18 protein-coding genes are annotated in these 19,826 nt (G+C 70.4%); 5 read left to right on the plus strand and 13 right to left on the minus strand.

The genetic code is table 11. The features are described from left to right. The 12 genes from BIV23_RS25995 to BIV23_RS26050 all read right to left on the minus strand — a co-directional run. A partial coding sequence (locus tag BIV23_RS25995; RefSeq protein WP_071383391.1) for a radical SAM protein occupies positions 1–812 on the minus strand: 812 nt, incomplete at its 3' end. Positions 813–885: 73 nt separating this feature from the next. After that, positions 886–1,794, minus strand: a complete 909-nt coding sequence (locus BIV23_RS26000) for a prepilin peptidase (RefSeq protein ID WP_071383392.1) — start codon at positions 1,792–1,794, stop codon at positions 886–888. Continuing rightward, positions 1,791–4,754, minus strand: a complete 2,964-nt coding sequence (locus tag BIV23_RS26005) for a BTAD domain-containing putative transcriptional regulator (protein WP_071383393.1) — start codon at positions 4,752–4,754, stop codon at positions 1,791–1,793. Before BIV23_RS26005 ends, BIV23_RS26000 begins: the two co-directional genes overlap by 4 nt. 105 nt (positions 4,755–4,859) lie before the next feature. Beyond that, entirely contained in the window at positions 4,860–5,321 is a 462-nt protein-coding gene (locus BIV23_RS26010) for a TadE/TadG family type IV pilus assembly protein (protein ID WP_071383394.1), read from the minus strand. Beyond that, the gene (locus BIV23_RS26015) at positions 5,318–5,740 is read right to left on the minus strand and encodes a TadE/TadG family type IV pilus assembly protein (protein WP_071383395.1); all 423 of its coding nucleotides are present in this window, start codon (positions 5,738–5,740) and stop codon (positions 5,318–5,320) included. Before BIV23_RS26015 ends, BIV23_RS26010 begins: the two co-directional genes overlap by 4 nt. Then, positions 5,740–6,204 (minus strand): TadE family protein, encoded by a 465-nt coding sequence (locus tag BIV23_RS26020; protein WP_071383396.1) that lies wholly within the window; start codon positions 6,202–6,204, stop codon positions 5,740–5,742. Before BIV23_RS26020 ends, BIV23_RS26015 begins: the two co-directional genes overlap by 1 nt. A gap of 62 nt (positions 6,205–6,266) precedes the next feature. Continuing rightward, positions 6,267–6,518, minus strand: coding sequence for a hypothetical protein (locus BIV23_RS26025; protein WP_071383397.1), 252 nt, complete (start codon positions 6,516–6,518; stop codon positions 6,267–6,269). 64 nt (positions 6,519–6,582) lie between these two features. Further along, on the minus strand, positions 6,583–7,506 hold the full coding sequence (locus BIV23_RS26030) for a type II secretion system F family protein (RefSeq protein ID WP_071383398.1): 924 nt from the start codon (positions 7,504–7,506) through the stop codon (positions 6,583–6,585). Next, positions 7,503–8,447 carry a type II secretion system F family protein gene (locus BIV23_RS26035; RefSeq protein ID WP_071383399.1) on the minus strand — a complete coding sequence of 315 codons (945 nt, stop codon included), beginning with the start codon at positions 8,445–8,447 and terminating at the stop codon, positions 7,503–7,505. Before BIV23_RS26035 ends, BIV23_RS26030 begins: the two co-directional genes overlap by 4 nt. Positions 8,448–8,449: 2 nt before the next feature. Next, a complete protein-coding gene (locus tag BIV23_RS26040) occupies positions 8,450–9,757 on the minus strand; it encodes a TadA family conjugal transfer-associated ATPase (protein WP_071383400.1) in 1,308 nt (435 codons plus the stop codon). Next, positions 9,754–10,737, minus strand: a complete 984-nt coding sequence (locus tag BIV23_RS26045) for a hypothetical protein (protein WP_245790642.1) — start codon at positions 10,735–10,737, stop codon at positions 9,754–9,756. The genes BIV23_RS26040 and BIV23_RS26045 overlap by 4 nt, the downstream gene beginning before the upstream one ends. A 17-nt stretch (positions 10,738–10,754) precedes the next feature. Further along, complete coding sequence (locus tag BIV23_RS26050) at positions 10,755–11,504, minus strand: hypothetical protein (RefSeq protein ID WP_071383401.1); 750 nt, start codon at positions 11,502–11,504, stop codon at positions 10,755–10,757. A gap of 269 nt (positions 11,505–11,773) precedes the next feature. Between BIV23_RS26050 and BIV23_RS26055 the strand changes: the two genes are divergently transcribed. The 4 genes from BIV23_RS26055 (at position 11,774) to BIV23_RS26070 (ending at position 18,922) form a co-directional block, all read left to right on the plus strand. Beyond that, positions 11,774–12,511 carry a hypothetical protein gene (locus BIV23_RS26055; RefSeq protein WP_071383402.1) on the plus strand — a complete coding sequence of 246 codons (738 nt, stop codon included), beginning with the start codon at positions 11,774–11,776 and terminating at the stop codon, positions 12,509–12,511. A 121-nt stretch (positions 12,512–12,632) separates the two neighbouring features. Continuing rightward, positions 12,633–13,289, plus strand: coding sequence for a hypothetical protein (locus BIV23_RS46770; protein ID WP_079173370.1), 657 nt, complete (start codon positions 12,633–12,635; stop codon positions 13,287–13,289). A 38-nt stretch (positions 13,290–13,327) separates the two neighbouring features. Next, on the plus strand, positions 13,328–14,344 hold the full coding sequence (locus BIV23_RS26065) for a hypothetical protein (RefSeq protein ID WP_342746380.1): 1,017 nt from the start codon (positions 13,328–13,330) through the stop codon (positions 14,342–14,344). Between the two features lie 120 nt (positions 14,345–14,464). Further along, entirely contained in the window at positions 14,465–18,922 is a 4,458-nt protein-coding gene (locus BIV23_RS26070) for a type VII secretion EssC family protein (RefSeq protein ID WP_071383405.1), read from the plus strand. Between the two features lie 92 nt (positions 18,923–19,014). Here BIV23_RS26070 and BIV23_RS26075 read toward each other — a convergent pair whose 3' ends face one another. Continuing rightward, positions 19,015–19,290: a WXG100 family type VII secretion target gene (locus BIV23_RS26075; RefSeq protein ID WP_071383406.1), complete on the minus strand. Its 276-nt coding sequence runs from the start codon at positions 19,288–19,290 to the stop codon at positions 19,015–19,017. Between the two features lie 200 nt (positions 19,291–19,490). Between BIV23_RS26075 and BIV23_RS26080 the strand changes: the two genes are divergently transcribed. After that, a complete protein-coding gene (locus tag BIV23_RS26080) occupies positions 19,491–19,817 on the plus strand; it encodes a hypothetical protein (protein WP_071383407.1) in 327 nt (108 codons plus the stop codon). Positions 19,818–19,826: the final 9 nt, after the last annotated feature.

Raw genomic sequence — 19,826 nt, forward strand, 5'->3', positions numbered from 1 at the left:
GTGGCCTGCGTGCGGCCCTTGAGGTGGTTGTTCTCGGGCTGGTAGGTGTACGGGATGAAGGCGCGGAAGCCGCCCGTGCGGTCCTGGACGTCCCGGATCATCCGCAGGTGCTCGATGCGCTCGGCGTTCGTCTCACCGGTGCCCATCAGCATGGTGGAGGTGGACTCCACGCCGAGCGTGTGCGCGGTCTCCATGATCTCCAGCCAGCGCTCGCCGGACTCCTTCAAGGGCGCGATGGCCTTGCGCGGCCGCTCGGGAAGCAGTTCCGCGCCCGCGCCCGCGAAGGAGTCGAGGCCCGCCTCGTGGATCCGGGTGATGGCCTCCTCGACGGACACGCCGCTGATCCGGGCCATGTGCTCGACCTCGGACGCGCCGAGGGAGTGGATGACGAGCTGCGGGAAGGCGTCCTTGATGGCCTTGAAGTGCTTCTCGTAGTACTCGACGCCGTAGTCCGGGTGGTGGCCGCCCTGGAACATGATCTGGGTGCCGCCCAGCTCGACGGTCTCCGCGCAGCGGCGCAGGATGTCGTCCAGGTCGCGGGTCCAGCCCTTGTCGGTGTCCTTGGGGGCCGCGTAGAAGGCGCAGAACTTGCACGCCGTGACGCACACGTTCGTGTAGTTGATGTTCCGCTCGATGATGTACGTCGCGATGTGCTCGGTCCCGGCGTACGTGCGGCGGCGCACGGCGTCGGCGGCGGCGCCCAGCGCGTGCAGCGGGGCGTCCCGGTAGAGGACGAGAGCCTCTTCCGGGGTGATCCGCCCACCGGCAGCGGCACGGTCGAGGACGGACTGAAGGTCGGCCTTCTCGGTCACCGGACGCGTCCCTTTCGTAATGGCTTGTGGACGGACCGAACCAGCGTACGCCAGCCGTTTCACCCCGCTGACCTCAGGCCGCGCAGGCGCCGATCAGCAGTCCGGCCAGGGCGCCGGACAGCAGGAACGGCCCGAACGGGATTGTCGTCCTGCGCCCCGCCCGCCGTACGACCACCAGCGCACCGCCGTACACCGCGCCCAGCAGGAACCCGGCGAAGGCGCCGAGCAGCACGACGGACCAGCCGTACCAGCCGAGTACGGCGCCCATGCCCACCGCGAGCTTCACGTCCCCGAAGCCCATGCCGGAGGGATTGACGAGGAACAACACGAAATAGCCCGCGCCCAGCGCAACCGCACCGTACAGCGCGGTGAGCCAGTGGCCGGCGTGCTCGGGCAGCAGAGCGGCCAGGCCCAGCAGCGCGAGGGCGACGGGGGCGAGCGGCAGGGTCAGCGGGTCGGGCAGCCGCTGCACCCTGAAATCGACCACGGCCAGCAGCACCCCGACGGGCGCGAGCAGCAGCCAGACCGCCAGTTCCGGCCGGGTTCCGGTGGCGGCGGTGAGGGCGGCGCACAGGAGAGCGGTGACGGCGGCGAGGAGGGGGGCGGAGGGGGTGTACGGCAGGGTGCCGACGGAAGGTCCTGGCGTGTCCGACGGTCCGGCCGGATACGGCGGTGCGCACGCATCGGACGACTCGGCGGCAGCGGCCGCCCCCTCGTCCACGCACGCATCGGACGACTCGGCAGCGGCCGTCCCCTTGCCCGCGCACGGATCGGGCAGCTCGGCGTCAGCTGCCCCCTTGCCCGCGCACTCCCCGCAGCGCGCCGGTCCGAGCCAGCCGCGCAGCGCGTGTCCCTCCGGGCACCGGTCCCGCCAGCCCTCCCCCGCCGGGACGGCGAAACGGCAGGCGGCTCGGGGAAGCAGCGCCCCTGCCACCGCGCCCCACAGCACGGCGGCGGCGATGCCGAGCGGGACGCCGGTCATCCGGCCGCGGTGGCGCCCTCGCGCCAGGTCGGCAGGAGTTCGTCGAGAAGGGCCTCGGTGCGCGGCGGGAGACCGCGGGCGCCGCTGCGCGAGAGGAGATCGGCGGCGCGGGCGCGCAGTCGGTCCGGGTCGCCGGTGGCGTGGGTGGCGCGCAGCACCTCGTTCCACAGGCGCTCGTCCGCCGGAGCAGTGCGCAGCGCCGCGTCGAGTGCCTCGATCGCCTTTTCCGCGCGGTCCTTCTCCAGGTGGAACGCCGAGAGCGCAAGACCGATGTCCGCGATCAGCAGCGGGAGCTGGGCGTCGATGATCTCGTGGCCGAGCCAGTCGTAACGGCCCTCCGGGCGGTCGGCGAGGAGCGGGCCCCGTACCAGCACCAGCGCGTCGGTGAGCATGCGTCCGCGGACCGCGCGGTTGTCGGCCCCTTTGCCCTGGGTGGCCTCGTGGTAGAGGGAGCGCAGCACGTCCAGGTCGGAGACGACGGACGTGGCGAGGGTGAGCCGGCCGGTCTCGTCGGCACCCAGTCGCGGGCTGCCGTCGGGGTCGGTGCCCAGCCAGGCCCGCAGCCGCTCGACGAGTGCGTCGCGGACGTCCTCGGTCACGCCACGGGGCCACAACGCGGCGGCGAGCACGCGCGGATGGACGCCTTCCCGGTGCATGAGCAGCAGCGCGAGCGCCTCCCGGAGCAGGGTGCTGCGGTCGTCGTCCGGGGTGTCCAGGCCGATGATCTCGTAGGGCCCGACGAGGCGCGCGTAGACCGCGGGCCGGCCCTGTTCGGTGACGTCGACGAGGAAGGGCGGGGTGCTGGCCGGGCCGTCCGGATCGTGCTCCGGGTCGGCCTGGGCGAACAGCTCCACGACCGCGCGCTGCTGTGCGGCCGGCAGCAGCTGTGCGTCCAGTTCCAGCCCGAGAAGTGGCGCGAGCAGTTTGCCCTCGTGCGTGATCTGCATCTCCCAGGCGGCGCCGGGCAGGTCGTCGGCCTCGGTGCCGACGAGGTAGCCGATGCCGAGGCGGCTGGCGTCGGCGGCGAGTTCGGCGAGTTTGAGCGCGTCCTCGGCGGAGGGCTGGGCGGCGAGCAGCACCAGATGGGGGGCCCAACGGGTGTGCTGGGCGGGGCCGGTGCGGCCGGTGAGGACCGAGTCGTGGCCGGCGGCGCCGAGTGCGCCGCGCCGCTGCCGGGTCTCGGCCTCCATGGTCTCGGTCAGCGCCTCGATGCCGTCGAGGTGGCGCAGCCGGTTGGGTGCCAGGGCGGTGAGGTCCTCGCCGAAGCCCACGAGGGTGATGGTCATACGGTCCGACCAGCCGTTGGTGGCGAGTTCGGCGGCGACCGAGGCGAACACCGCGGCCCGGTCGGACGCGCGACCGCTCAGCGAGACGATGCCGGGCACCGCCTCCAGGTTGAGCAGCAGCCGGGAGTCGTCCATGGTGCCGAGGCTGACGAGGCCGGGGTAGGGAGCGGCGGTGTCCGTGTCGCCGTAGCGCTCGGCGTCCGTGCGGGACAGCACCCAGAAGGTCTGGTCCTGCCCGGGCCGCCAGGGTGCCGGCGGCTTCCCGGCGGGCTGGGCGAGCTGCAGGTGCAGTTCGCCGCGGCTGAGCCAGGCGGCATAGACGACGGGCAGCGGACGGGACTCTGCGGCGAGGGCGGCGGCGAGCCCGCGCAGCGACCGGTCCAGCAGCCGTACGCCCTCGGGGTCGGCGCCGACGAGCAGCGCGTCCTGGGCGCTTCGGGCGTCGCCGGTCGGGGTGGGGGGTTCCATGCCGCGCCGGCCGCCGACGGCGGCGAGCGCCGACTGCCACAGTGCCTGCCGGCGCCGGTGGCCGAGGGCCACGAGCAGTCCGGCGGCGAGCAGCGGGGCGCCGACGAGGGCTTCGGACAGACCGAAGGAAGAAGAGGAGGAGGCGTCCCGGGCGGCGGTGGCGCGCTGTCGGCCCGCCGCTGCGGCGCCGTCGGCCCCCGTGCCGGTGGCCGGCCCCCGCTGCGCGGGCATGGACACGTGGCCGCCGCCCTGGGCGTGCCGGCCGTTCTGCTCATGCTCGTGGGCGTGGTGGCCGGACTTGTCGTACCGCTGGATCTGCTTCTGCGCGGCCGGCGAGACGTGCGCGTCGGGCATCTCGACGAGTTCGCCGCCGTGGGCATCGCCGGGCATCTCCATGATCCAGCCGGGACGGATCAGGCTGGCCTCGGTGAGACGGGAGCCGTCGGCCTGGAGACGGTCCTTGTTGAGTTCGTAGATCTCCTTGTACCGGCGCCCGTCACCGAGGTGGCGCTGGGCTATCTCCCACAGGGAGTCGTGGTGACGGCCCTCGGGCGGCTGGATCCGGTAGAACTTGGTGGCCTCCTGCTTGCCTGTGTCCGACCGGGCCTGTGCCGCGGCGTGGTCCGCCTGCTCGGCGACGGCTGCTGCCGCGCGCTGGGCCTCGGCCTGCTGCGGGGGAAGGAGACCCGGCGTCTGCTGGGCGGCGGCGACCGTGCCCCTCTGGTTGCCCTCCAGGCCGGCGTGCTGCCCGAGCTGCGACAACCCGGGCGTGAGGCTGGCGGCGGTGGCACCGACGAGGAGCAGCGCGGTGACGAGCTGCCGCGCGAGCAGCTGGCTCGGGCCGGCGCCCGGGACGCGGCCCGGCAGGCCGACGCCGGAGAGGGCGGCCTTGATCTCCACGAGCACGCAGGCGGTGAACTGGGCCCAGGCGAGCCAGACGACGACGGTGAGCACGTGCAGGAAGGTCTGCACGGTGATCTCCTGCGTCAGCCAGTCCTGCGACGGCAGCCCGTGCGGCAGCGGCCAGCCCACGAAGACGGCGAGCGCACCGGGTACACCGACGACGAGCGCGAGCAGGGCGACGAACGCGAGGAACGCCATGACGAAGTCCCCGAACGTGCGCCGTCGTACCCGCACCGGGTGAGGTGTGCGGTTCCGCGGGCCCGTCGGCCTTCCCGTCGAGCCTGATGTGCTGCGTCGCGCCATGGCGGGTGTCCTGGGTCGTGGGGGCGGGAGAGTGCGGTGGGGCGTTGTCGAGAGCCTGCAGAGATCCTATGGACCGGGACTGACAGTGTGGAAACAGCGCATTCCTCAGCCGACCTCGTTCTTCGCCACGGACCGCCCGTGCACGACCACGTCGCCGCCGTAGAACAGCCCGGTGAACACCGGCTGGTACGTCAACTGGACCTCGACCTCAACCTGTTCGGTGTCCGCGGCGACGCAGTGGGTCGCGCCGATGTCGGCCGTGCTCATGCCCATCTCACGGGCGAACGCCTTCACCCGGGCGTCGCAGTCCTGGTACTTGATCGGCGCCGCGCCGCCCTGGTTCTCGTACAGAGCGTTCTTGTCGATGTCCTGGGCGGCGTACCGGGCGGCCTGTTCCGCGATGTCGGCGGCGCGTTCCCGTTTGGAGATGGACAGGCCGCCGTCGATGACGAAGGCCGCCAGCGAGAGGAAGACCAGGGCGAAGATGATGACCGCGCCCGCGCCCGAACCCCGGTCGTCCAGACGGCAGCGGCGCGCGGCCCACCAGGTGCGTCCGACGTCTCTCACGCCGACCTCCGGAACGGGTCGAGCGGGGAGGAGAAGCTTGCCGAGAGGTGGGTGGGGATGTCCAGGCCCAGCATGGCCAGACCACGCACCTGGCAGCTCACCTCGACGGTGAAGATGCTGTCGGGCGCGAAGCCCTGGCTGGTCTGGACGACCGAGACCGGGCCGGAGCAGACGTCCGACAGGTCTGCCTCGGCGGCCTTGCGGGCCTCCTCCATCGCCGTCCCGTGGTCCTTCTGGATCGAACCCGCGCGGGCCGCGTCGCGGGCGGCGCCGTCGATCGCGCCCCGGCCGTCGACGAGTTGGCCGAAGGCCACCAGCACCAGGATGAAGAGAATCATCACGGGGGCGAGGATGACCACCTCGACCGTGGACAGCCCCCGGTCGTCGGCCGTGCAGCGCCTTCTCAGCCAGGAGCGCATCAGTTCCCGGGCTCCTTCACGAACCGCTCCACCGGGCCCGACGACTGGGCGTGGACGGTCAGGTCCAGCCCGGGGAAGACCGTCGGCACCCGCGCCGTGATCACCACGCCCACCGTGTGCTGCTCGGGCTGGACCGTCTGCACGTCCGGCGAGAGCACCAACTGGGGGCCGAGCTGCTGGATGTAGGAGTCGACCACGTCCCGCGCCTCACCGCGCCACTCGCCGGGCTGCTCGTCGGCCGTGGCGCGCGCCTTGCGCGCCCCCGCCTGGGCCGCCGCCTGAGCCACGTGGTCGGCGAAGAAGTACAGCGCGAACTGCACGGTCGCGAAGATCATGAAGAAGAGGACGGGCGTGAGGAACACGAACTCGATCGAGGTCATGCCGGAGTCGGCGTTCCGGCCACGCGCGGCCGCGGCCCGCCGGCGCACCCATCTGCCGGCCCGGCCGCCGACGTTCACCGGCACCCCCGTCACCCCGTCACCCCCGTACCCCCTCGCCCGAGCCACCCGTCGTGTCGTACGTACGCTCAGCAGGTCTTGGACGCGCTCGCGCCCTTGATGCAGTTGCCGACCTTGTTGGCGCCGTCGCTCAGCGCGCTGTTGATGATGGCGGCCACCACGCCGACGATCGCCACCACGACCGCGGAGATGATGACCCACTCCACCGCCGAGGCACCGCGGTCCAGTTCACCGGAGCGGGCCCGCTCCACGCGGCCGCGCAGGAAGGTGACCAGAAAATCCACTGCCGGGATCCCGGTACTGAAATTCCGTCCGTTCATGATGAGTTGTCCTCTTTGTCGTCTCGTCTCGTACAGCAGTTGGTCGAAGTTCTTCCGAGACCGCTCACACCTGGAACACCCGCATCGCCGCGGGGAAGATCAGGAACACCAGGAACCCCGCACACAGCAGCAGCTGCGCCACGAGCATCGACTGGGACTTCTCGCCCGCGCTGCCCTCGATCTCGGCGAGTTCGCGGTGCCGCATGGTCTCGGCGCGAGAGGCGAGCGACTCGCGCACCTTGGCACCGTCGTCCGCGACGAGCGCCAGCGACGCCGACAGGTCCTTCAGCTCCTCCACGCCCAGTTGCTCACCCAGCCGGCCCAGCGCCTGCCACTGGCTGTGCCCGGTGATCCGGGCGTCGGCCAGGGCGCTGCGGATGCGCTGGTTGGCCCAGCCGTCGGAGATCTCGGCCGCCGCCATCAGCGCCTCCGGCAGACCGCGTCCGCCCGCCAGGCTCATCGACACCAGGTCCAGGTACGCCCCGATGACCCGGCGCAGGTCCCGGCGCTTGTCGGCCGCGTCCCGCCGTACCTCGACGTCGGGCAGGAGGAAGAACACCGCCGCGCATGCCAGGGCCAGCCAGACCGGGATGACCGGGCTGGAGCCGAAGCCCATCGTCCAGACCACCGCGAAGAGGAACGGCCCGAAGAACAGACCGGCGACCGCCAGCAGCACCTTGGTCGCGAGGAACCTCTCCCAACTCCGCTCCAGGACGGCCAGGTCGGCGCGGAGTGAGCGCTGCTCCCAGCCCTGCTGGAGGTAGAACTCCGAGACGCGGGCTCCGACGCGGGCACGCAGCGCGCCGAACCGGCCCTCGTCCTCCTTCGTCCGGCGCGCGGACTCGTACGCCGTTCCCCGCGCCCGCAGCGCGTCGATCCGAAAGACCTGGGCGACCGCGCTGCGCCTGGTCGGCATCAGCGCACGGATCAGGGCGTAGATGCCCAGCCCGAAGACGACGCCGACGACGATCGGCAGGGTGAGGCTCATCCCCGCACCCCCTCTTCCTGGGCCACCGCGAAGCGGGGCCGCACGAACAGCACCGCCGACTCGTCCCGGACCAGGAACCGCTCGGGCGTCTCGATCGTGGACAGCTTGCGCAGCCACCAGAACCCGAGTGCGAACAGGGCACAGACGAGCGCGAGGACGAGCTGTCCGACGGGGGTGCCGTACGGTGCGACGAAGTCCCGGTTGAAGACGGCGAGTCCGAGGACGAACGCGACCGACACGGCGACGACGATCTGCACCGAGCGCCGGGTGGAGGCGCGTTGGGCCATCACGCGCTGGCGCATGTCGACCTCCTCGCGCGCCGACTTGGCGAGCGCGCCGAGCACTTGGCGCAGACCGGGGCCGCGCAGCCGGGCGTTGAGGATCAACGCGGCGACGATGATGTCGGCGGAGGCGTCGTCGATCTCGTCGGCGAGCAGCTGCAGCGCGTCGGGCAGCGGAGTGCGGGCACGCAACCGGTCGACGAGCGCGTCCAGATGAGGCCGCAGTACCGGGGCGGCCGCCCGCGCGGAGGCGGGGATGGCCTGCTCCAGGCCGACGGCGCCGGCGATGGTGTCGCGCAGGGACTCGGTCCAGGAGGCGAGGGCCTCGACGCGGCGCATGGCGGCGCGTTCCTCGGCGGCACCGCCGAAGAGCCGGTTCCAGAAGAAGACGAGGACGCCCGCGGCGATACCGGCGACCACCCAGCGGGTCAGCAGCAGCACGACAAGGCCGACACCGACGGCGAGCGAGCCGCGCCGTCCGGCGAACCGGGCGAGTTCGGCGGCGCGTTCGTTGGCGCGCTGCTTCTCGTGCTCGGGCTTCGCCGGCAGGCCGCGGACAGCGATCAGGAGCAGCGCGAGTCCGCCGCCGACGACGACACCGCTGCCGATGGCGTACAGGACCGTGGTCGAGTACAGGGCGCCGAGCGCACCGAGGTCCATGCTCACCCCCAGCTTCCGTGGGGCCGGTAGCCGTGTGGCATCAGGTCCTCCAGGCAGGCGATGGGTGCGTGCGGTACGACCCGTCCGTCGGCGGCCTCGGCGAAGACCTCGCTGGACAGGACGCGGCCGTCGACGCCGTTGACCTCACGGACGGAGGTGACCATGCGCTGCAGCCGGCCGCCGCTCTCGTAGTTGTTGCGCCGCTGGATGAAGACGACGAAGTTGACCGCGCCCGCGATCAGCATCTGGCTGGCCTCGATGGGCAGCCGCTCCGACGCCTGCAACGCGTACGTCGAGATACGGTTGAAGACCTCGCTGGAGCTGTTGGCGTGGATCGTGGACAGCGAGCCGTCGTTGCCCTGCGACATCGCGTTCAGCATGGTGACGATCTCGTCGCCCAGCACCTCGCCGACGATGACGCGGGAGGGATTCATACGAAGGCTGCGGCGAACCAGTTCGGCCATGGAAATGGCGCCCTGCCCCTCGGAGTTGGGCAGTCGTTCCTCGAACGCGACGACGTTCGGGTGCAGTTCGGGGAAGGTGTCGAGGCCCAGCTCCAGGGCGCGTTCGACGGTGATGAGCCGCTCGTGCTGAGGGATCTCGTTGGCGAGCGCGCGCAGCAGGGTGGTCTTTCCGGCGTTGGTCGCACCGGCGATCATGATGTTCTTGCGGGCCCGGACCGCGCAGGCCATGAAGTGGGCGACCTCCGGCGTCAGCGTGCCGTTGCCGACCAGGTCGGCTATGAACACCTTGCCCATGCGGGCGCGCCGGATGGACAGCGCGGGCCGCCGGGCCACGTCCATGACCGCGGAGAGCCGGGAGCCGTCGGGCAGCCGCAGGTCCAGCTGCGGGTTGGCCGAGTCGAACGGCCGCGAGGACAGACCGGAGTAGGCGCCGAGCACCTGGATCAGCTCGATGAGCTCCTCGTCGGTCTCCGCGACGGGCTCGCCCCTCACCTCACGCCCGTCGGCGTACCCGACGAAGACCTGGTCGCAGCCGTTGATGTCGATGTTCTCGACCTCGGGGTCGTCCAGCAGCGGCTGGAGCCGCCCCACGCCGAACAGCGCCGCGTGCACGGCGGCGGCGTACTGCTCCTCGGTCTCGGCGTCCAGCGGCGCACGGCCCGCGTTGATCTCGGCGCGCGCGTGCTCCTCCAGTATCTGGGCGATCACCGCGCGGGCGTACTGCCGCTCGTCCTCCGTGGACATCGGCGCGACGCCACTGACCTGGTCCAGCCGCCGCTGCTCGGCGATCCGGTCACCGGCGTCCTGCCGGAACCGCTTGACCAGCTGATGGTCGACCGCGGTCATCGCCCGGCCCCCGTGTGCCCCTGCTGGGGTTGGTACGGCTGCTGGGGCTGGCCTTGCTGAGGCTGGTACGACGGCTGGTACTGGCCCTGGTGGGTCTGCTGAGCCTGCTGGTGCTGCTGCGGCTGCTGGCCCTGCTGCGGCTGTTGCATGTGATGGCCCTGCTGGGCCTGGGCGGAGACGGCCCAGGCGGCGCCGTACTGCTGGTTCAGATCGGCGGCGATCTTACGGGCCGAGCGGACCAGCAGCGACTTGTCGAGGCGGCCCCGCTTGCGCCCGGCCAGCATGTCGGCGCCGGCCGGGTCGTCCGCGAGGGTGCCCACGACCCGGGCACCGGTCTGGGCGTGCACCAGCATGTCGTTGACCTGGTTGACGAGCTTGCCCGAGCCCGCCGGGTCGGCGATCAGGACGACGCCGACGAGCGGGGTGGCGAGCGCCGCGGCACCGCGCGAGCCGCCGTGCAGCCGCGCGGACAGGTGGGCGGCCCGGTCCCGGACTCGGGCCAGTGCCTCGGGTTCGGTGCGGGACAGCAGCAGCACGAGCGCCGCGTGCGGGAACAGCTCGACGGCCGGGGTGTCACCGCTGACGCGTCCGCAGTCGGCGATGACGTCGGCGGGCGCCTGGGGCGAGTCTGCGAGGGCGGCGAACGAGCGCCCGAGCGTCGGCCACAGGCTGACCAGCCCGGCGGCCTGCTCGGCGACACCGAGCCCCACGAGTACTTCCAGCCCACCGCTCAACGGCTGGACATGATCCCAGAGTTGATCGGGCACCAGCCCGCGCCGGGCCGTCGCGGCGATCGACAGCAGTCCGGTGTTGGGGTTGAGCGGGCCACCGTGCGCGGCCGTACTGCGGTACACGAGGTCACCGCCCGCCGGGTCGGTCTCGGCGAGCAGAACACGGCGCGGCCAGACCGCGGCGAGCGCGACGGCCGCGGTGGTGACGCCGGGGGAACCCTTGTCGGCGGCGAGAGCGATGAGCGCCATGAGATCCGGGGTCCGCCTTACTGGTTGCCGGAGCCGGAGTCGGAGACGTGCACGACGGCGACCGCGCCGTTCGAGGCGGCGCGTGCCACGGCGGCGGCGTCGGCCTGGTCGACGATCAGGGTCAGCGAGAGATTGCCGCTGCTGATGGTGGCGTCGCCGCTGTCCTTCTTGTAGCCGACCTTGGCGGTGGCGATGGGGGCCCCGGAGGACGCGGAACCGGAGGACGAGGACCCGGTCCCGGCCCCCGTACCCGTCTTGCCCGACCCCGAACCGCCGCTGTCGACGTTGTAGACGGCGACCGTGTCACCGGCCTGGATGTCCGCCGGGTACTGGCCGTCCTTCAGCGACACACCGACGACGGCCTTGCCGGCCGGCAGCACATCGCCCTTGGTGAACATCTGGCCCACGACGATGGTGCCCGGGTAGATCGTGGTCCGCGCCTTGTAGTCCTTCAAGGCGCCCAACTGGTCCCACCGGACGTAGTCGATGCTGCTGTCCGCGGCCACCATCACGGACGTGGAGTTGCTGCTGTTGACGGACTGCCCGACCTGGATCGGCTGCGTCACCTTGACGACCTCGATCCGGTTCCCGGCCCGTAGCACGAGCGTGGTCGCACCGAGGGCACCGAGCAGGATGAGCAGCACCGCGAGCGCGGCGAGGGCGGGCTTGCGCTCACGGGGCGGGGTGGGGAGGCGGTCACCGACCGGCGGCTGCGCCGGAACGGCGGCACGACCGGCACCGGCCCCCGTACGCTCTTGGATCTTCACGCAATTGCCCCCGAACAGCTAAAGAATTCTTCAAGTAGCTGATTGCTTCGTCAAATTACCCTGCGTGCAGCCAAGTTCAGGCGCCGGGCCCCCGCACGGTATCAACACCATATAGACCCCTCAAGGCCGATCCCCTCTCGCCTGGAGGGCGGTTCATCGCACATGACCACGCGTCACAACGTCACCGCAGTTCCACACTTGATGCAGTCAATACGAAAACGCCGATGGCCAGGCTTCGCCAGATCGCCGAACCACCTAGGAGAGCCCGCATGAAGCGCTCGACCACCCTGGCCGCGTTCATGCTGTCGCTGCTGCCCCTCACCACACTCACTGGGTGCGGCGGCAGTGGCGGTGCAGACGCCAAGGGCGGTCCGGGCACCCCGACTTCGTCGGCATCGCCCTCCCCCACGAGGACGGCCAGTCCCACCCAACAGGTTCAGCAGCCAATCCTCACCAGCTCGGACGCCGCCGGGTACCTCGTGTCGAAGCCGCACTCCGGCTACGGCCTGGCCGCGTCGCAGAAGGACCTGACGGTGGACAAGTCGGCTTGCCTGCCCGCGGGTTACGCGATGAACAGCCTTCCGGTCGGCTCGCCGCAGGCGTCCCTGACCCGGATCGCCGCCAAGAAGCAGCCGGACGGGATCCTGATCCACATCACGCTGTCCGCCTACGCCCACGGCCAGGAACAGGCCGCCATGAACGTCCTTGCCGCGGCGGCGAGGTCCTGCGCCGACGGCTTCACGGCCAAGGGGCCCGGTGGCAAGAACCCCTACAAGACAGTCAGGTCAGAGCCGTCCCCGGCGGGCGGTGACGAGGCTCTCGCCTTCGCCGCCGGCTTCGACGACGCCTACGGGCACACGCAGACCGTCCGGACAGAGGCCTTCCGCTTCGGCGACCTGGTGGTCACGTACTTCGCCATCGACAGCCAGGCCTTCCTCCAGCGGACCACCGGCAACGCCAAGATCCCGCCAGCTGTCGTCAAGGCACAGAACGCAAAGCCGGCCTGACCAATCCTTTTGAATTTCCGTGCGTTTGCTTGACCTTGAGGACATGCGCCCGAAGAAACCGAACAACGCACCGGTAGCGTCATGCATCCTGACTCAACTCACGTCTCCGGGGGAGCCGATCGTGAAGAGCCGTTCCGTGCCCGTAGCCACCGCGTTGGCCGCGACAGCAGCCCTGCTGTTGACGGCGTGCGGTGGTGGCAGCAGCTCGTCAAAGGGCAACGACAAGATCGCCGGCGCCGGAGGCGGCACTGCGACCTCCTCGCCCTCGCCCAGCACTTCATCGACCGATGGCGCGTCCCGTCCTCGGATCACGCTGCCCGCCGACGTGCACGATGTCTTCGCAGGCTGGAACACCGCAGACCCCAAGGCCGGCCCAGTACTCGCCGACGCCGAACGGCGCATCGACGCCACGAACTACGCCCTCTCCCAGGGGAACCCCGACGAGCCTTCACTCGGCTTCTACTACACAGGGGATGCCCTCGTGGGAGCGGCTCAATGGGTCAAACAAGCCGTTGACGCAGGTGTCGTCCTCACTGGGACAACTCGCTACTTCAATGCCCGAGTCAACCTCTACGCAGCGAACAGCGCCACTCTGAGCTATTGCTCATTCGAAGGCAAGGCGTACGAGAAGAACCGAAAGACCGGCAAGGTCACGAAAGACCCTGTCACCGACAATTCCTACCTTCTCTACACCACACGCTTGGAGAAGAACGGCAAAGGCGTCTGGCAGACGAATGCTCTCCGGAGCGACAGGGGGAACAAGGCATGCACTCCCTGACCAGGGATAACTCAACGACATTCGCACGGAGATGGACCGTGGTGGCGTGCACTGCACTCCTCGGCTGCGTCGTGTTCACACCACCCGCCTGGGCGGGCTTCGACCCGGGCGGCGGTAGCCAGGGTGGTACCACCGCGACGTCCAAGCGGGACGGCCACACGATCGAGTCCCGCGTCTCCTTCTCCGGCTCCACCCGGTCCGCCGGCGACTCGTCGTCCTCCGCGGTCACCCCCGTCGGCAACTGGTCGCCGCCCGCCTGCTGGTACGAGCCGATATCGGCCCAGCAGTTCTCCAAGGAAATGGAGGACGGCTACAACCAGGTCGTCAACGATCCGAGTCAGCCCGACTACGCCAAGGAGGCGACGGGCGAGTACCGGGACATGTACAAGAACGGCAAGTACAAGAACTACAACCTGGACAAGGCCAATGAAGGCAACTGGTGGGTCTCCACACAGGACCCGTCTCGGTTGAACGATCCGGCGGCCTGGGAATGCAGTGACCTCCCCTTCTGGGTGAAGAACGGCGACACCCCGCCCGTCAAACAGGCGATCTCGCCGGAGATCCTGGCCGAACTCGCCTACAACCGAATCAAGTTGCCGGACACCAAGGTCTCGCTCGCTCCGGCCGATGTCACCAAGGTCAATCTCCCCACCTGGGCCTGGCTGGACAAGGCCACATTCAAAAAGGTGTCCGTCACCGCTTCGCTGAACGTGCCCGGCCTGAACATCCAGGCCACCACGACCGCCGAGCCCGTCTCGCTGAAGCTGGAGCCCGGCACGCCCGACGCCGAGACCTTCCCTTCCTCCGGTGAGTGTGCATTCAGCAGCGACCACTCGATCGGGCAGGCCTACGCCAAGGGGATGGCCGACCAGACCCCGCCCTGCGGCATCGAGTACCTGCGCTCCTCCGGCAACGGAACGTTCCCGCTGAAGGCCACGATCACCTGGGCGATCACCTGGACGGGCACGGGCACACCGGGCGGAACGCTGCCCGATGGAACGTTCGGCAAGGAACAGGATGTGAAGGTCCAGGAGATCCAGTCCGTGAACCACTGAACTACGGAACTGAGTTGGCACTCGAAGGCGGCCCGGCGACGTCGGGCCGCCGACCGGGCCGGATAGCCTTGCCGGCATTCGACGTGGCGGCGCCACGGTCCCCAGGAAGGAACACGGCCGATGCGGCTGTCCGTGACGGTGGTCCGACAGGGCACGGATCCACAGGACGTCATCCTCGACTTCGGTGAGGACGCGAGCGTCACTGAGGTGGCCAAGGCGCTGGCACCCTCGACCGCCCCCACCCCCACCCCCACCGCCGTCACCGCACTGCGGCAGGGTCGGTACGACCCGTACGACGCACGACCCGTTGGCGCGTCGGCACCCGGCGCATCGGACGGCCTGTGGGCCGACGGTCGGTACTGCGAACCAGACCTCCTGGCGGGCGACGTGCTCCGCGATGGCATGCGGATCTCCGTCGACGACGCCATCGGACCGTTTCTCCGGTCGGGGGAACCGTCCGGGCGCTACGAGCTGCGGGTCACTGGGGGTCCGGGCGCAGGCCGGGTCGCCCGGCTGGCCGCGGGTGTGAGCACGATCGGATCGGGGCCCGGTGCCACCATCGCCGTCCCCGATCCCCGCCTCCCCCACGAAGCGCTGCGGGTGAGCGTCGCCGTCGACGGCCGGGTCACCCTGACGCCGGGACCGGCGGGCGCCGAGGTGCTCCTGGAGGGGGAGGCTGTTGCCGGCGAACGCGAGTGGCCGCTGGGCACGCTCCTCACCTGCGGCAGTTCCCTGCTGGTCCTCGACAGTCCGGTGGAACCCGACGCACACCTGGCACCGATGGGCGAGGGCGGACTGGCCTACAACCGCCCGCCCCGGCTGAGTTCGCTCCCGCCGCGGGCGAGGCTCGTGGTTCCGGACTCCCCCGGCAAAGCCGAGCGCCATCGCTTCCAATTGATCGCCTCGATCACCCCCTTGATCTTCGGCGTGGTCATGTACCTCATGACCAAGCAGACGTACACGCTGCTGTTCTGCTTGATGAGCCCGGTCATGATGGCCGGCGAATGGGTCAGCCAGAACCGCGAGGGCAAGAAGAAGCACCGCACCACCATGAAGGAGTACAAGGCCCAGAAGGCCAAATACGACGAGGACCTGGCTCACCTGTGTGCAGCAGACCAGCGCGCCCGTCGCGACGCCTACCCGGACGCCGCCTCTCTCCTGCTGTTCGCGACCGGACCACGGCGACGTCTGTGGGAACGCAGGCTCACCGATCCCGACGCCCTGGTGCTGCGCGTCGGCGTCGCCGATCTTCCGGCGAACATCGAGCTCGCCGCCTCTCGGTCGAGGAGCGACGAGGGGCCGCCGGCACCGCCGCTCGTGCACGATGTGCCGCTACCGCTGCCGTTCACCGAACTGGGCGTCGTGGGTCTGGCCGGAGCGCGTACCCAGGTACTGGCCGGCGCCCGTTGGTTCGCGGTCCAGTCGGCTGTCCTGCACAGCCCGCGCGATCTGTCGATCGTGGTGCTCTCTTCCGCCCCGGACGCCGGGGACGCCTGGAGCTGGGCGCACTGGCTGCCCCACACAGCGCCGCGCAACGGGCAGGACTGCGTCTCTCTCGTGGGCGCCGACTCCGAGACCGTCGGGCGACGCGTCACCGAACTACTCAACGAACTGAATCGCCGTAAGGAGGCTGCCACTCCGGCCGGCGGCATGGGCCGGCTGCGGCCCGACCCCTACACCCTGATCGTTCTGGACGGGGCGCGGCTGCTCCGCCGGGTGCCGGGCGTTCCTCAACTGCTGCAGGAAGGGCCGCTCTACGGCATGTTCGCGCTGTGCGTGGACGAGGACGAGCGGCTGCTGCCCGAGGAGTGCCGCGCGGCGATCTGCTGGCCGACGGGCTCCGCCGACCGCGTGCTGCTCCGCGGTGCGGGACTCGACGCACTGGGTGAGGTGCTGGCCGACCAGGTGTCCCGGGAGTGGTGCGAACTGGTGGCCCGCTCACTGGCTCCTGTCCGCGACGTCAGCCGCGACGACGCCGACAGTGCGCTGCCATCGGCGGCACGCCTGCTGAACCTGCTGCAGATGCCTGATCCGACGGGCGCCGCCATCGAGCTGATGTGGCGCTCCGGCGGTGCCACCACCCGCTTCCCGGTAGGCGTCGGGGCCGAGGGCACCTTCTCTCTCGACCTCCGGCTGGACGGACCGCACGGACTCGTCGCCGGTACCACGGGTGCCGGCAAGTCCGAGTTGCTGCAGACCCTCATCACCTCGCTCGCCGTCCACAACCGGCCCGACGCCCTGAACTTCGTTCTGATCGACTACAAGGGCGGCGCCGCGTTCCAGGACTGCGCCCGCCTTCCGCACACCGTCGGCATGGTCAGCGACCTCGACGCACATCTGACGGAGCGCGCCCTGGCCTCGCTCGCCGCCGAACTGCGACGACGCGAGGAACTCCTGCTCCAGGCTCCCGCGAAGGACATCGAGGACTACACCGACACCCGTCAACTGCGGCCCGAGCTGGAGCCGATGCCCCGGCTGGTCATCATCATCGACGAGTTCGCCTCGCTGGTCGCCGAGCTGCCCGACTTCGTCGCCGGCCTGGTCGACATCGCCCGCCGAGGGCGCTCCCTCGGTGTGCACCTCATCCTCGCCACACAGCGTCCCGCGGGCGTCGTCAGCCAGGACATCCGCGCCAACACGAACCTGCGCATCGCGCTGCGCGTGACCAACCGCGACGAGTCCGCGGACGTGATCGACGCGCCGGACGCGGGGAGCATCGCGAAATCCACCCCGGGCCGGATGTACGTACGCTCGGGTGCGAACGCGCTGGTGGCCGTCCAGTCCGCACGCATCGGCGGCCGACGGCCCGGGCAGTCGTCGCGGCCTGCCGTCGGTCTCGTCCCGCTGCCCTGGAGCGCGGTCGGCCGTGCTCTGCCGAAGGCAGCCGCCGACGGCGACGACGGCACCATGGTGACGGATCTCGCGGTGCTGGTGGATGCCATCGCGGACGGTTCACGCCGCATGGGTTTCGGCGAGCCGCACAGCCCGTGGCTGCCGCCGCTGCCCACCCACGTCGCCCTCGCCGACCTGCGTCGGGAAAGCGGTCCCGCACAGGGCGACCTGTCACCGGCCGTCTTCGGTGTCATCGACGTACCCGCCCGGCAGGCTCGCTCTCCGCTTCACCTGGACCTGGTGGACGGCGAGCACCTGCTGATCGTCGGCGGTCCTCGCTCCGGACGGTCCACCACGCTGCGTACGCTCGCGGCCTCCGTGGCCATGACCACGTCCCCGTCCGACGTGCACCTCTACGGCATCGACTGCGGAGCCAACGTTCTCCTGCCGCTGACCAGGCTGCCGCATGCGGGCGGTGTCGTCACCCGCGACGAGACAGAGCGCCTGGTACGGCTGCTGGGCCGCCTCCAGGGCGAGGTGACCCGGCGCCAGCAACTCCTCGCTCACCTCGGCTTCTCTAGCGTCGCCGAGCAGCGGGCGTCGGCGCAGGGCGAGGACAGGCTGCCGTACATGGTGCTGCTCCTCGACGGCTGGGAGAGCTATGTCCAGACGTTCGAGGGGTACGACTACGGCAAGCTGATCGAAGCCGTCACCCGGCTGTTCCGTGAGGGCCCCGCCGTCGGCCTGCGCGTGGTGATGACCACGGACCGCAGCGGCACGACCGGAACCGTGACCAGCTCCTTCGGTGAGCGGCTGATCCTGCGGCTCACCAACCCCGACGACTACGGCATGGTCGGCATCAACCCGCGTTCCGTGCCCAAGGACATGCCGCCCGGCCGCGCCCTGCGTCTCACGGACGACGGCGTCCAGGAATGCCAACTGGCCCTGCTGGCCGCCGACCCGGCCGGCAAGGCCCAGGTGGAGGCAGTGCAGCAGATCGCCACCGAGGCCGCCCGTGTGCACCCGCGGCCGCCGCGACGGCTTCGGCCGATGCGGGTGGACGCCCTGCCCATCCGGTGCACGGCCAGGGAAGCCCTCGCCCTCGACCCGGAGTTCGCCCCCGTCTCGGACCTGTGGGCTCTGGTGGGCGTCGGGGGCGACGAACTGGCGCCGCTGGGGGTCGACTTGTCGGAGGCCGGACCCGGCTTCGTCATCGCCGGCCCACCGAAGTCGGGCCGGTCGAGCACGCTCACCACGATGGCACGGTCACTGACCCGGCGCGGCCTGCCCGTCGTTCTGGTCACCCCGAAACGCTCTCCGCTGAAGAACCTGGAGGGCGAGCCCGGCGTCCTCGGCGTCCTGACCGGCGACGCCTCGCAGCACGATCTCACCGAACTCCTGTCACCGGTGTCGACCGAGCGCTACGCGGTCCTCGTGGACGACGCGGAACTCCTCTACGACTCCGCACTGGCCGAGGGGCTGGAGGAGGTCGTCCGCAGCGGACTGGACGGCGATCACGCCGTCATCGCGGCCGGTTCGGCCGAGGTCCTGGGATCCCAGTACCGCGGCTTCGTGGTCGAGGCGCGACGCAACCGCCACGGCCTCCTCCTCGCTCCCACCCCGGACGCCGGCGAACAGCTCTTCGGCCTTCGCCTGCCCCGCACGACCGCGGCGGGCCCGGCGGGCCGCGGAATCCTGGTCCAGGGCAGCTCGACGACTCAGGTGCAGGCGGTCGTCGACGACTGAGAGGCCCGGAGATTCCCACCGGCACGGAAAACGGCCCGGGGGCGGGGAGTCCGAAGCTTCGGACTCCCCGCCCCCGGGCCGTAACTACTGGCTCAGTGACCCGAAGTGGCCCGGCGGATGTTCTCGTGGTGGGTCTGCGAGGCCTGGTGGGCCTCGTGCAGCAGGTCCACGATCTTCTGCAGGTGCGGCTTCATCGAGGACCACTCATGACGGAACTTGTCCGCCAGCGGACCCGTCCAGTACGCCTGGCTCTCGTCAGAGGCGGAGTTCAGACCGGAGAACACCGACTCCAGGTTGATCTTCTGGCTCTTGAAGTGATTGACCAGCTTGTTCAGCGCTTCGAGATCGGCACCACTGATATTAGCCATGGCTAACCGCTCCTCCCCGTATCAAGAACTCTGCCGCGGACCCGTCGTCCGCGAGCGGCACCGTACTCTACGCCACTCCCGAAACAACCGCGTCGGCGGATTCCTCTACAACACACGCCACCTGTATGCCCGTTGGTTCCCACATGCCATGATGTTGCTCCGCGTGGTACATGCGCATGCGACGGAAGCGGGGAGAGGTCATGGGGGATCCGGCAGCCCAGCAGAAGGTCGACAATCCATGGCGAGCGGCCTTGGTGTCACTGAAGAATGACCTCATGTCGGAAACCGAGCGGCTGAAGGGCCTACTGGCAACGGTCGACGCCGACATGCAGGGCAAGAAGGTGTGGACCAGTGAGACCGGTGGAGTCGCGGCGAACTTCCGGGACGACCTCCACGGCAAAAAGCAGCGAATCGGGACACTGGTGGGCAAGCTCATTCCGGCCGTGGAAGCCGAAATCGCCAAGTGCCCCGAGCAGGTCCCGCCGGGCGAGGCCAAGATGATGCGTATGGAGATGCAGGGCTACTGAGCCCTGGCC

The sequence above is a fragment of the Streptomyces monashensis genome (assembly GCF_001866665.1).
Taxonomy (GTDB): Bacteria; Actinomycetota; Actinomycetes; order Streptomycetales; family Streptomycetaceae; genus Streptomyces; species Streptomyces monashensis.

What these genes read in the sequence shown, in the direction of transcription:
- BIV23_RS26070 (WP_071383405.1), top strand. Translation starts at nt 14,465, where the DNA reads ATGCGGCTGTCCGTGACGGTGGTCCGACAGGGCACGGATCCACAGGAC.
- BIV23_RS26075 (WP_071383406.1), bottom strand. Translation starts at nt 19,290, where the DNA reads ATGGCTAATATCAGTGGTGCCGATCTCGAAGCGCTGAACAAGCTGGTC.
- BIV23_RS26005 (WP_071383393.1), bottom strand. Translation starts at nt 4,754, where the DNA reads ATGGCGCGACGCAGCACATCAGGCTCGACGGGAAGGCCGACGGGCCCG.
- BIV23_RS26080 (WP_071383407.1), top strand. Translation starts at nt 19,491, where the DNA reads ATGGGGGATCCGGCAGCCCAGCAGAAGGTCGACAATCCATGGCGAGCG.
- BIV23_RS26025 (WP_071383397.1), bottom strand. Translation starts at nt 6,518, where the DNA reads ATGAACGGACGGAATTTCAGTACCGGGATCCCGGCAGTGGATTTTCTG.
- BIV23_RS26015 (WP_071383395.1), bottom strand. Translation starts at nt 5,740, where the DNA reads ATGCGCTCCTGGCTGAGAAGGCGCTGCACGGCCGACGACCGGGGGCTG.
- BIV23_RS26045 (WP_245790642.1), bottom strand. Translation starts at nt 10,737, where the DNA reads ATGGCGCTCATCGCTCTCGCCGCCGACAAGGGTTCCCCCGGCGTCACC.
- BIV23_RS26030 (WP_071383398.1), bottom strand. Translation starts at nt 7,506, where the DNA reads ATGAGCCTCACCCTGCCGATCGTCGTCGGCGTCGTCTTCGGGCTGGGC.
- BIV23_RS26055 (WP_071383402.1), top strand. Translation starts at nt 11,774, where the DNA reads ATGAAGCGCTCGACCACCCTGGCCGCGTTCATGCTGTCGCTGCTGCCC.
- BIV23_RS26035 (WP_071383399.1), bottom strand. Translation starts at nt 8,447, where the DNA reads ATGGACCTCGGTGCGCTCGGCGCCCTGTACTCGACCACGGTCCTGTAC.
- BIV23_RS26040 (WP_071383400.1), bottom strand. Translation starts at nt 9,757, where the DNA reads ATGACCGCGGTCGACCATCAGCTGGTCAAGCGGTTCCGGCAGGACGCC.
- BIV23_RS26000 (WP_071383392.1), bottom strand. Translation starts at nt 1,794, where the DNA reads ATGACCGGCGTCCCGCTCGGCATCGCCGCCGCCGTGCTGTGGGGCGCG.